Below are 12,760 nucleotides of genomic sequence, written 5' to 3' on the forward strand. Positions count from 1 at the left end.
CGTCATGACCGAGGACAAGAAGCTCGTCGAGTACCTGAAGTGGGTCACCGCCGACCTGGCCAAGACGCGCAAGCGCGTCGAAGAGCTCGAAACGGCGGAACCGGAACCCGTGGCGATCGTCTCGATGGCCTGCCGCTACCCGGGCGGGGTCACTTCGCCCGAAGGGCTGTGGGACCTCGTGCTCGACGGCGGCGACGGCATCGGTGGATTCCCCGAAGACCGGGGCTGGGACCTGGGAGGTCTGTTCGGTGATGAAAGAGGACGTTCGTACGTTCGTGAAGGCGGTTTTCTCGACCGTGCGGGCCGGTTCGATCCTGGCCTCTTCGGCATCTCCCCGCGCGAAGCGCTGGCCATGGACCCGCAGCAGCGCCACCTCCTCGAGGTCTCCTGGGAAGTGATCGAACGCGCCGGCCTCGACCCGCTTTCGCTGCGCGGCAGCAAGACGGGTGTGTTCGCCGGGGTGATGTACCACGATTACGGCCAGGGCGCGCAGTTCCCCGAGGAGGCCCTCGGCTTCCTCGGCGTCGGCACCGCGGGCAGCGTGCTGTCCGGGCGCGTCTCCTACACCCTCGGCCTCGAAGGCCCGGCCGTCACGATCGACACGGCGTGCTCGTCGTCGCTGGTGGCGATGCACTGGGCGGCCCAGGCGCTGCGGGCGGGGGACTGCGAGCTGGCGATCGCCGGCGGCGTCACGATCATGGCCACGCCCGGGTCCTTCGTGGACTTTTCGGCCCAGGGCGGGCTCGCGCGGGACGGGCGGTGCAAGTCCTACGCCGAGTCCGCCGACGGCGTGGGCTGGGCCGAAGGAATCGGTCTCGTCCTGCTGGAACGGCTCTCGGACGCGCGTCGCCACGGGCACGAGGTCCTCGCCGTGCTGCGTGGTTCGGCGGTCAACCAGGACGGCGCGTCCAACGGTCTCACCGCGCCGAACGGTCCCTCGCAGCAGCGGGTGATCCGTCAGGCGCTCACCGGCGCCGGGCTCACCGTGTCCGATGTGGACGTCGTCGAGGGGCACGGCACCGGCACCCCGCTGGGCGACCCGATCGAGGCGCAGAGCCTCCTGGCGACGTACGGCCGGGGCCGGGAAACGCCGCTGCTGCTGGGATCGGTGAAGTCCAACATCGGGCACACCCAGGCCGCCGCGGGCGTCGCCGGTGTGATCAAGATGGTCCACGCCATGCGCCACGGCGTCGTGCCGAAGTCGGCGCACTTCGACGAGCCGTCGTCCCACGTGGACTGGGCCGCGGGCGCCGTCGAGGTCGTCACCGAGAACCGGCCGTGGCCCGAGACCGGGCGTCTGCGGCGCTCGGCCGTGTCGTCGTTCGGCATCAGTGGCACCAACGCCCACGTCATCCTCGAACAGCCCGAACCGGTCGAGCAACCGGCCACCGAAGCGCGACCCGGTGTCCGCGCGTTCGCCGTGGCCGGGCGCACCGAGGCCGCGCTCGCCGCCCAGGCCGCCCGCCTGCGCGACCACCTCGACTCCCACGACACCTCCGCGGCGGACTTGGCGTGGTCCCTGGCGAAATCGCGAGCCGCGCTCGAACACCGCGCCGTCATCGTCGCCGAGGACCCGCGCGACGGCCTCGCCGCGCTGGCCGCCGGCACCCCGGGCCCGGCGGTCACCACCGGCGTCGCCGACATCGACGGCCGGGTCGTGTTCGTCTTCCCCGGCCAGGGCGCGCAGTGGGCGGGCATGGGCGCCCGGCTGCTCGACGAGTCGCCGGTGTTCGCCGCCCGCATCGCCGAGTGCGAAGCCGCGCTGTCCGCGCACGTCGGCTGGTCGCTGACCGACGTCCTGCGTGGCGTCGAAGGCGCACCCGGGTTCGATCGCGTCGACGTCGTGCAGCCCGCGTCCTTCGCCGTGATGGTCGCGCTCGCCGCGCTGTGGCAGGCCCACGGGATCACCCCGGACGCCGTCGTCGGGCACTCCCAGGGCGAGATCGCCGCGGCCTGCGTGTCCGGTGCGCTCGACCTCGCCGACGCCGCCCGCGTCGTCGCCCTGCGCAGCCAGGCCATCGCCCGCCGGCTGGCCGGCGCGGGGATCATGCTGTCGGTGTCGGTGCCCGCCGCCGACGTCGAAGCCCGGCTCGCCCGGTTCGAGGGCCGGCTGTCGGTCGCGGTGGCCAACAGCCCGTCGTCCGTCGTCGTCGCCGGCGACCCGGCGGCGGGGGAGGAGCTCCTGGCCGAGCTGGCCGAGGCGGGCCTGCGCGCCCGCCGCATCGACGTCGACTACGCCTCGCACTCCGCGCACGTCGAGCTGATCGAAGACGAGCTGGCGACCGCGCTGGCCGGGCTGGAGCCGCGGCAGTCGGACATCCCGTTCTTCTCCACCGTGGACGGCGACTGGCTCGACACGACCCGGCTGGACGCCGGCTACTGGTACCGCAACCTGCGGCAGCGCGTCCGGTTCGAAGAAGCCATCCGGGAGCTGCTCTCGCTGCAGTACCAGGCGTTCCTGGAGATCAGCTCGCACCCGGTGCTCAACGTGCCGCTGCAGGAGATCGCCGAGGACGCCGGCGCCCGCGCGGTCGTCACCGGGACGCTGCGCCGCACCGACGGCGGCCTCGACCGGTTCCTGACGGCGGTCGCGAAGGCCCACGTCCGCGGCGTCAGCCCCGACTGGGGGAGCTTCCTCGCCGAGGGCGCGAAGGTCGTCCCGCTGCCGACGTACGCCTTCCAGCACGAGAACTACTGGCCCGAGCCCGCTCCGGCGAACACCGTGGACCCGGCGGAAGCCGAGTTCTGGGCCGCGGTCGACGACGCCGACTTCACCGCGCTCAGCAGCACCCTCGACGTCGAAGAGGACGCCCTCACCCGGGTCCTGCCCGCGCTGTCGTCGTGGCGCCGCCGCCGCGGCGAGCAGTCCGTTGTGGACGGTTGGCGGTACCGCGTCACGTGGAAGCCCCTGCCCACCGGTACTTCCGCGGCCGGCCGCTGGCTCGCGCTGGTGCCCGAGGGCCTGGACATCCCCCTCGACGCCGATCGGCTCGTGGTGGCCACGGATGCCGACCCCGTCGAGGTCCTGCGTGCGGGATTCGGCGGCGAGTACGCGGGCGTCGTCTCGTTCCTGGAGCTGGACGGAACGACGTTCAGCACGACCGCCGCGCTGGTCGAAGTCTTGGCGGAGGCCGACCCGGTGCGGCCGCTGTGGGCCGTCACCCGCGGCGCGGTGTCCGTCGGCCGCTCCGACCCACCCGCCGACCCCGCCCGCGCCGCGCTCTGGGGTGCCGGCCGCGTCCTGGCCCTGGAGTACCCGCGGGCCTGGGGCGGCCTGATCGACCTGCCCGAAACCCTCGACGAGCGCGCCGCCGCCCGCTTCGCCGCCGCCGTCGGCGGCCCGGAGGACCAGGTCGCCGTGCGCGCGTCCGGCCTTTTCGGCCGCCGGCTCGTGCACGCCGCGGCCGGTGCCGCCGAACCGTGGCGCCCGCACGGCACGGTGCTGGTCACCGGCGCCGAGGAAGGCTTCGGCGCTCGCGTTGCCGAATGGGTCGCCGAGTCCGGCGCGCACGTCGTGACCGGCCTGGCCGACGTGCCCGAGGACCGGCCGCTGACCGCCGTGCTGCACACCGCCGGGATGACCGGCGACCCCGACGCGTGGGCCACTGCCGTCCTGCTCGACGACGTCCTCGCCGACACCGACCTCGAAGCGTTCGTGCTGTTCACCTCGGTGAGCGCGGTGTGGGGGGCCGAAGGCCAGCGTGACCGCGCTGCCGTCGACACCGGCCTCGAAGCGCTCGCCCGGCACCGCCGCGACCGCGGCCGGACCGCCACCGCCGTGGCGTGGAGCGCCTGGGCGGACACCGGCGTCGCCGAGGACGCGGAAACCGCCGGGTTCCTGCGGGCCCGCGGCCTTCCACCGCTGCCGGTCGAGCAGGCGCTGCTCGCACTCGGCCAGGCCGTCGCCCACGACGACACCGCCGTCGTGCTCGCCGACGTGCAGTGGGACCGGTTCGTCCCGGCCCTGACCTCGCGTCGCGACGGCACCCTGCTCGACGAGCTGCCCGAGGTCCGCGCGCTCGACGTGGCGCCCGGGGCCGACGTCACCTCGACCTCGGCCCTGCTGGCCCGCCTGCGCGAAGCCGGCTCGCGGGAGCGGGAAAGCCTGCTGCTGAACCTGGTCCGCGAGCAGGTCGCCGGCCTCCTCGGCTACGCGGGCGCGGCCGCGGTCGAACCCCGCCGCCCGTTCAAGGAGCTGGGCTTCGACTCGCTGACCTCGGTCGAACTGCGCAACCGGATCAACGCCGCCACCGGCCTGACGTTGCCGTCCACGCTGGTCTTCGACCACCCGCGCCCGGACGCCGTCGCGCGTCTGCTCGCCGCCGAACTGCTCGGCGACGACGACCAGGTGGCCGCGCCCGCCGCCGCCGGGGTGGTGGACGGCGACCCGATCGTCGTGGTCGGCATGAGCTGCCGCTACCCGGGTGGCGTCCGCTCGCCCGAGGACCTGTGGCGGCTGGTCGCCGACGGCACCGACGCGATCACGGAGTTTCCCGGCGACCGCGGCTGGGACCTGCTCGGCCTCCGCGACGGCGCGTCCTACGTCCACGAAGGCGGCTTCGTGGACGGCGTCGCGAACTTCGACGCCGGCTTCTTCGGCATCTCCCCGCGCGAGGCCCTCGCGATGGACCCGCAGCAGCGCCAGCTCCTGGAGGTGGCGTGGGAGCTGTTCGAACGCGCCGGCGTCGATCCCGAAGGGCTGCGGGGCAGCACCACCGGCGTCTACGTCGGCGGCTCCGGCAACGGCTACTCGCCGCCCCCGGAACTGGCCGGGCACCTGCTCACCGGCGCCGCCACCAGCGTCCTGTCCGGCCGGATCTCCTACCTGTTCGGGCTGGAAGGCCCGTCGGTCACCGTCGACACCGCGTGCTCGTCTTCGCTGGTCGCGCTGCACCTGGCCGCGCGCGCCCTGGCGTCGGGCGAGTGCTCTCTGGCCGTCGCGGGCGGGGTCACCGTGATGGCCACGCCCAGCGCGTTCGTCGAGTTCAGCTACCAGGGCGGCCTCGCCCCGGACGGCCGCTGCCGGTCGTTCGCCGAGACCGCGGGCGGCACCGGCTGGGCCGAGGGCACCGGCCTGCTCCTGCTGGAGCGGCTGTCCGACGCGCGCCGCAACGGCCACACGCCGCTTGCGGTGCTGCGCGGCACCGCCGTCAACTCCGACGGCGCGTCCAACGGCCTCACCGCCCCCAACGGCCCCTCGCAGCAACGCGTGATCCGGCAGGCTCTCGCCAACGCGGGACTGTCCACTTCGGACGTCGACGCCGTCGAAGCGCACGGCACCGGCACCTCTCTCGGCGACCCGATCGAAGCCCAGGCACTGCTGGCCACCTACGGCCGGGACCGATCGGAGCCGCTGCTGCTGGGGTCGATCAAGTCGAACCTCGGGCACGCGCAGTCGGCCGCGGGCGTCGCGGGCGTGATCAAGATGGTCGAAGCGATCCGCCACGGCGTGCTGCCGAAGACCCTGCACCTCGACGAACCGACGTCCCAAGTGGACTGGACGTCGGGGTCGATCTCGCTGCTTACCGAGCAACGCTCATGGCCCGAAACCGGCCGTCCGCGGCGCGGCGCGGTGTCGTCGTTCGGGGTCAGCGGCACCAACGCGCACGTGATCCTGGAACAGGCCGAGGACAGGGAAGTGACTCCCGCCGCGGTGCGGGGCCCGGTGCCGGTGGTCCTTTCCGCTCGCACCCCGGAGCGGCTCGCTGCCCAGGCCGCGCAGCTCGCGGACTTCCTCGCTACCGAGCCGGATCTCACCGACCTCGCGGCGGCGCTGGCCACGACCCGCACGCCCTTCGACCACCGCGCCGCGGTGGTCGCCACCGATCGGGACGAGCTCCTGGCCGGGCTGCGCGGACTCGACGGGCCGACCCTCGCCGGACCGGAGGGCAAGCTCGCCGTCCTGTTCGCCGGACAGGGCAGCCAGCGCCTCGGCATGGGCCGCGAGCTGGCCGCCACCCACCCGGTGTTCGCCGACGCGCTCGACGCCGTCCTCGCCCACCTCGACGTCGAACTCGACCGTCCGCTGCTCGAGGTCATGCACGGCGACGACGCCGAACTGCTCAACCGGACCCAGTACGCGCAGGCGGCGATCTTCGCGTTCGAAGTCGCGCTGTTCCGGCTCCTGGAGTCGTGGGGCGTCACCGCCGATCAGCTGGCCGGGCACTCGGTCGGCGAGATCGCGGCCGCGCACGTCGCCGGGGTGTTCAGCCTGGCCGGCGCGTGCCGTTTGGTCGCCGCGCGCGGGCGGCTCATGCAGGCGCTGCCGCCGGGCGGCGCGATGCTGTCGGTGGTGGCGAGCGAGGAAGAAGTCCTCCCGCTGCTCGGCGACGACGTCGTGATCGCCGCCGTCAACGGCCCACGGTCGATCGTCGTCTCCGGCACCGAAGCCGCCGTGCTCGCGGTGGGGGAGCATTTCGCCAAGACGAAACGGCTCGCCGTCTCGCACGCCTTCCATTCGCCGCTCATCGAACCCGCGCTCGAGGAGTTCGGCCGGGTCGTGGCCGGGCTGGACCTGGCGGCGCCGTCGATCCCGATCGTCTCGACCGTCGCCGGCCCCGCCGACTTCAGCTCGCCGGAGTACTGGGTGCGGCAGGCGCGGGAAGCCGTGCGCTTCGCCGACGCCGTCACGATTTTGGCCGAAGCGGGCGTGACGACGTTCCTCGACGTCGGCCCGGACGGGGTCGCCGCCGCGATGGCGGCCGAAAGCCTGACCGCCGGCGAGGCCGTCGCGGCCGTGCGGGCCGAGGACGAACCCCGGTCGCTGGTCACCGCGCTCACCCGCCTCCACCACGCGCGCGTCTCCTTCGACTGGGCGAAGTTCTTCGGCGGCGGCCGCCCGGTCGCGCTGCCGACGTACCCGTTCAGCCCGGACCGCTACTGGCCCGAAGGCTTCCACGGCGCGGGCGGCGACCTGCGCCTGTCCGGCCTGCACTCCGCGGGGCACCCGTTGCTCGGCGCCGGGGTCGCGCTGCCGGAGTCCGGCGGGTTCCTGTTCACCGGCGCGCTGTCGCCGCAGCTGCAGCCGTGGCTGGCCGACCACACCGTGGACGGCGTGATCGTGTTCCCGGAAGCCGGGTTCGTCGAGCTGGCCGTGCGCGCCGGCGACGAGGTCGGCTGCGACCTCATCGAGGAACTGACCGTCGAGGTCCCGCTCACGCTGCCGCCGGTCGGCGGGGTGCACGCGCAGGTCGTCGTCGGGCCGGAAGGGGCCGCGGGGACACGGGAACTGACCGTCTGGACCCGGCCCGAAGGCGCCGGTGAGCAGGTGTGGACGCGGACCGCGGCCGGCCGGCTCGCCCCCGGCACCCCGGAACCGGCGGTCGACCCGGCCTGGCCGCCGTCCGCGGGGGAGCTGGTCCTCGACGGCTTCTACGAGGATCACCCCGAGGTCGGTGCGGCGTTCCGCGGCCTGCGGTCGGCGTGGCGGTCGGGCGACGACGTCTTCGCGGAGGTGGCGCTGCCCGCGTCGCGGCAGGACGACGCCGCCGCGTTCGGGCTGCACCCGGCACTGCTGGACGCGGCCTTGCAGGCCGTGACGCTGCTGGACGCCCCGCTCCGCCCGGCGACGGGCTGGACGCGGTTCGCGCTCCACGCCGGTGGCGCGGCGGCCGCGCGGGTCCACCTCCGCCGGACCGGCGACACGATCACCCTCGTCCTGACCGACTCCGCCGGTGCGCCGGTCGCGTCCGCGGAAGCCGTGGCGTTCGGGGAAACCCCCACTCCGCGGCAGCAGGGGCACGACTCGCTGTTCCACCTCGAGTGGACGCCGCTGCCGGAGGTCACGCCGACGGGCCGGCGGCTCGTCGTGCTGGGGGAGGACGCGGACGACCTGGCCGGCCTGGTGGCCGCGGCGAAGGACGGCGCCGTGGCCGTCGTCCCGGTGGACACGAGCGGAGACCCGGTCGCCGCGACCCACCGCGCGACCGCGCTGGTGCTGGACCAGCTGCAGTTCTTCCTGGCCGTCGACGACGTCCAGGTGGTGTTCCGCACCGGCGTCGGCCCCGCGGCCGCGGCGGTGCAGGGCCTCGTCCGGGCGGCGCAGTCGGAGAACCCGGGCCGGTTCGTGCTGGTCGACGCCTCCGAGGCGGTCGATGCCGCACTGGCGTCCGGCGAACCGCAGATCTCGGTGCTCGACGGCGTCCCGCACCGCGCCCGGCTGGTCCGGGCGCCCGCGGCGGACCGGCCGGAACCCGGCTTCGGGCACCCGTCCGGCACGGTGCTCGTCACCGGCGGCACGGGCGGGCTGGGCCGGTTGCTGGCCCGCCACCTCGTGACCCACCACGGCGTCCGGCACCTGCTGCTGGCCGGCCGCCGGGGCCTCGGCTCCGCGGGCGCCGCCGAGCTGGTGAACGAGCTGAAGGGCCTGGGCGCGGACGTGCGCGTCGCGGCGTGCGACACCGCCGACCGCGAGGACGTCGCCGACCTGCTTTCGGCCGTCCCCGAAGGCCACCCGCTGACGGCGGTCGTGCACGCGGCCGGCGTCCTCGACGACGGCGTCGTGGGGTCGCTGACGCGAGCGCGGCTGAAGAAGGTGCTGCGCCCGAAGGTGGACGGCGCCTGGCACCTGCACGAACTGACCCGCGATCTCGACCTGACCGCGTTCGTCCTGTACTCGTCGGCGAGCGGCCTGCTCGGCGGCGTCGGCCAGGGCAACTACGCGGCGGCGAACTCGTTCCTGGACGCCCTGGCGGCTTCGAGGCGTGCGGAGGGCTTGCCGGCGGTGTCGCTGGCGTGGGGCCCGTGGGCGCAGGAGGACGGCATGGCGGGCACGCTCGCCGACGTCGACGCGCAGCGGCTGGCGAAGTCCGGCATGCGCCGGTTCACCCCGGAAGAGGGCTTGGCGCTGTTCGACACGGCGCTCGGTTCCCCGGCCGCCATGGTGGTCCCGGTGGGGCTGAACCTGGCGGTGCTGCGCGGGCACATCGTCCCGCCGGTGCTGGGCGACCTGGTCCCGAAGACCCGCCGCACGGCCCGCATCGACGCCGACGGCGTCCGCTCGTTCGTCCCGCAGCTGGGCGAACTGGCGCCCGACGCACAGAGCCGCGAGCTGCTGAACCTGGTCCGCGAACTGGCGGCGAGCGTCCTGGGCCACGGCTCCCCGGCGGCGATCGACCCGGACACGGGCTTCACGGAGATCGGCTTCGACTCCCTGACGGTGGTGGAGCTGCGCAACCGCCTGGGTTACGCGACGGGCCTGCCCCTGCCGGCGACGGTCCTGTTCGACCACCCGAATCCGCGGGTGCTGAGCGCGCACCTGCTCTCGCTCTTGAGCCCGGAGCCGGGGGATCCGTCGTCGCGGGTGCTGGACGAGCTGGGCCGCTTCGAGCAGCTGGTGGCGGACCCGGCCCTGACCCCCGAGACGGTCGGCTTCGTGACCACCCGCTTGCGCTCGTTGCTGGACCGCCTCGGCGGCGACAGCGACTTCCTCGAGTCCCTGGACACCGCGAGCGACGGTGAGCTGTTCCGGCTGATCGACTCGGAGCTGGGCACCGACTGACCGAAGCCGTGAATGCCATCTTCAGGGACACTTGGTCCCGCAAGGTGGCATTCACGGCTTTGGGCACGGAAAACCGGGCCGGGGAGAGGTCCCCGGCCCGGTCGGTGAGAGAGGTCAGGCGGCGACGGCCTGGAATGTCCGCGAGTTCCAGCGCACCGCCAGCCCGGTCAACGTGATGATCACCGCCGCCCCCAGCAGCGTCGGTACCAGCGGCAGCGTCTCGCGGAAGCTCGCCCGGCTGATGTCCACCACGTAGGCCAGCGGGTTGAACCGCGACAGCACGTACAGCCACATCGGCGCCCGGTCCGGCGTGATCGGCAGCAGGATCCCCGACAGCAGCGTCAGCGGCAGGATCACGATGTTCACGATCGACGTGAACGTGTCCTCCTTGCGCAGCTTCAGCACGATCGCGTCCGCGCAGCAGGCGATCGTCAACGCCGTCAGTGCCGTGATCACCAGGACCAGCGCCACCCCCACCACGCTCAGCGCGACGCCGAACACCAGGCTCGCCAGCAGCAGGATGATCACGCCCTGCACCAGCGACAACGTCACCGACGGCAGCGCCTGGCCGAGGCTCAGCGCCGTCCGGCTCACCGGGGTCACCCGCAGCCGGTCGACCGCGCCCGCGCGGATGCCCGCCAGCAGGACGAATCCACAGTAGACACCGTTGGTCGCCGCGATCTGGATGATCAGCGCCGGGGTCAGGTCCACCCAGGACGTCTGGGCCGGCACGCCCGGCGTCTTGCTGACCAGCACCGCCAGCAGCGGCCCGCACAGCACCAGGTACAGCACCGGCTGGATCATGCCCAGCACCAGGTACGGCTTGTTCCGCAGCGTCACCGCCAGCTCGGCCCGGTAGACCAGGATCGCTTCACGCAGCATCGGTCACTCCTTCGGTCTGCTGCTCGCGCAGGCCCCGGCCGGTCAGGGTGAAGAACACGTCGTCGAGGGTCGGGCGGCGCACGCGCAGCGCCACCAGCGGGATGTCCTGCTGATCGAGGGCCCGCACCAGCGGCGACAGCACCTCTTCGCTGTGCGCGACCTGGAACCGCAGCGTCTCTTCCTCGCGGCGCAGGCCGCGCACCCCCGGCAGCCCGGCCACCAGCAGTTCCGCGTGGTCCGCACGCTCGGGCGGCACCGTCACCTCGACGCCGTCGCCGAGCAGGCGGGACTTCAGCGCCTCCGGGGTGTCCTCGGCGACGATCACGCCGTCGTCGATGACCTGGATCCGGTCGGCCAGCGCGTCCGCCTCGTCGAGGTAATGGGTGGACAGGAACACCGTGACCCCCTGCTCGTCGCGCAGGCGCCGGATGTGGCTCCACAGGTGGGCCCGGCTCTGCGGGTCCAGCCCGGTGGTCGGCTCGTCGAGGAACAGCACCACCGGCAGGTGCACCATGCCCAGGGCCAGGTCGAGCCGCCGCCGCTGCCCGCCGGACAGCGACGCCGTCAGGCGGTCCTCCAGGCCGCCGAGACCCAGCTGACCCGAAACCTCCCGGACGCGCTCGGCGGCGTCGGTCTTGTTCAGCCCGTACAGCCGGGCCTGCAGCATGAGTTCCTCGCGGACCTTGCGCTCGTCGAGCGTGCCGCCGCCCTGGGCGACGTAGCCGAGGTGCCGGCGCACCCGCCCCTGCTCGGTCAGCAGGTCGGCGCCCGCGATCCGGGCCTGCCCGGAAGTCGGCCGCAGCAGGGTCGTGAGCATCCGCATGGTCGTGGTCTTGCCGGCGCCGTTCGGGCCGAGGAACGCCACGATCTCCCCGGCTTCGACCCGCAGGTCGACCCCGCGGACCGCGGCGACCTCGCGGCCGTCGGCGACGAAGGTGCGGGCCAGGCCCGCGGCCTCGATCACCGGGCCGACCGGGCCGGCTCGGACCCGGCCTTCTCGTCGGCGACCAGCGCGAGCAGCGCGTCGGCCGCGCCCTCCCGGCCGCGGCCCGGCTCGTGCTGCAGCCGGGCCATTTCCCGCGCCCGGGTGGTGAAGGACGGGTTCTCGAGCACCTCGGTCAGCTTCGCGGTGACGTCGTCGGCGTCGATGCCGTGCGAGGACTCGACGACCAGGCCGACCCCGGTGTCGCGGGCGCGCACCGCCTGGTCGTGGCCGTCGACGAACAACGGGCGCAGCAGCAGGGGCTTGCCGAAGTACAGGCTCTCGATGTAGCCGTTGCCGCCGCCGTGGGTGAAGTGCGCGCGCACGTGCGGGTGGGCGAGGACGTCCAGCTGCGATGGAAGCCACTTCTCGGCCCGCAGGTTCGACGGCAGCCGGTCGGCCGGCGGCAGCAGGTGCCACGACTGGGCCGGCAGCCGCCAGAGCACCGCGTGCCGGCCCTCCAGCCGCCGCGCGACCTCGACCAGGCCCTCGATCTCGGCCTCGCTCATCCGCACCACCGTGCCGAAGCCGATGTAGACGACCGATTCGTGCCGGTCGAGCCAGCCCTTGACGTCCTGCTCGTCCGGCAGCTCGGGCAGCGGCGGCACGATCGCGCCGAGCATCCGGAAGTGCCCGGGGATGTCGACCGGGTACTCCAGCTCGGCGAGTGAGTAGACGAGCACCAGCGCCGCTTCGTCGATCCGCGACGTGTACTTCGCGGCCAGCCGCGAGACGCCGAGCTCCTTGTTGGACTTGACATATTCGACGACTCGCTTGCGCAGCAGGGAATCGGTGAGGTACAGCGTCTTGCGGCGGAACCCGAACAGCGCGTTCGCCCGGCGCTGCTGGGCCGTCATCTCCAGCGGCAGGCCGGAGTGGGGGACGGGGAAGCCCTTGGGCAGCTTCGTCAGGTGGTTGCTCACCGAGAACGGCACGCTCACCACGTGCGGGATCCGCTGGGTCACGGCCAGCTCGAAGCCGGCGTGCAGCAGCGAATCGATCACCATCGCGGCCGGCTCGACCTCGCGCACGATCTCGGCGAGCGCGCGGTAGGACGGGTCGCGGAAGCGCGTGTCGAAGGTGTGCCGCATCAGCGCCTTGTGCGCTTTCCAGCGGGACTCCTGCGTGACCGCGCGGTAGGTCTCGTCGTCCCACGAGCCCGAGGACAGCTCGGGGATCGGCGCGCCGAGCGACCGGAACCGCACGCGGCTGCCGGTGCCGTCGGCGCCGATCGCCTCGACCTCGGCGCGGCGGTTGTCGAAGGTGGCGAACCAGAGATCCGGTACTCCACGCCGGGACAGCTCCGCCGCCAGCACCAGCAGGGAGTTGACCAGCCCGCTGTCCGGTGAGCTGACGAACAGGATCGGACGCCGTTGTCGGCTCATGGGGAAACACCT

At 73.6% G+C, this 12,760-nt stretch carries 4 protein-coding genes; 1 reads left to right on the forward strand and 3 read right to left on the reverse strand.

Translation table 11 applies throughout. The features are described 5' to 3' along the window. The first annotated feature begins 4 nt into the window (after positions 1 to 4). The gene (locus AB0M80_RS25755; RefSeq protein ID WP_364569716.1) at positions 5 to 9,499 is read left to right on the forward strand and encodes an SDR family NAD(P)-dependent oxidoreductase; all 9,495 of its coding nucleotides are present in this window, start codon (positions 5 to 7) and stop codon (positions 9,497 to 9,499) included. Between the two features lie 114 nt (positions 9,500 to 9,613). Here the strand turns inward: AB0M80_RS25755 and AB0M80_RS25760 are convergent, their stop codons facing one another. Genes AB0M80_RS25760 through AB0M80_RS25770 form a run of 3 tightly spaced genes read right to left on the reverse strand, consistent with a single transcriptional unit; the run spans position 9,614 to position 12,748 of the window. After that, complete coding sequence (locus AB0M80_RS25760) at positions 9,614 to 10,381, reverse strand: ABC transporter permease (RefSeq protein ID WP_364569719.1); 768 nt, start codon at positions 10,379 to 10,381, stop codon at positions 9,614 to 9,616. After that, a complete protein-coding gene (locus tag AB0M80_RS25765) occupies positions 10,371 to 11,345 on the reverse strand; it encodes an ATP-binding cassette domain-containing protein (RefSeq protein ID WP_364569722.1) in 975 nt (324 codons plus the stop codon). Before AB0M80_RS25765 ends, AB0M80_RS25760 begins: the two co-directional genes overlap by 11 nt. Further along, positions 11,342 to 12,748 (reverse strand): glycosyltransferase, encoded by a 1,407-nt coding sequence (locus AB0M80_RS25770; RefSeq protein WP_364569725.1) that lies wholly within the window; start codon positions 12,746 to 12,748, stop codon positions 11,342 to 11,344. The genes AB0M80_RS25765 and AB0M80_RS25770 overlap by 4 nt, the downstream gene beginning before the upstream one ends. Positions 12,749 to 12,760 lie beyond the last annotated feature (12 nt).

This window comes from Amycolatopsis sp. NPDC051045, from assembly GCF_040682955.1.
In the GTDB taxonomy this organism is placed as follows: Bacteria; Actinomycetota; Actinomycetes; order Mycobacteriales; family Pseudonocardiaceae; genus Amycolatopsis.

What these genes read in the sequence shown, in the direction of transcription:
- AB0M80_RS25755 (WP_364569716.1), top strand. Translation starts at nt 5, where the DNA reads ATGACCGAGGACAAGAAGCTCGTCGAGTACCTGAAGTGGGTCACCGCC.
- AB0M80_RS25760 (WP_364569719.1), bottom strand. Translation starts at nt 10,381, where the DNA reads ATGCTGCGTGAAGCGATCCTGGTCTACCGGGCCGAGCTGGCGGTGACG.
- AB0M80_RS25770 (WP_364569725.1), bottom strand. Translation starts at nt 12,748, where the DNA reads ATGAGCCGACAACGGCGTCCGATCCTGTTCGTCAGCTCACCGGACAGC.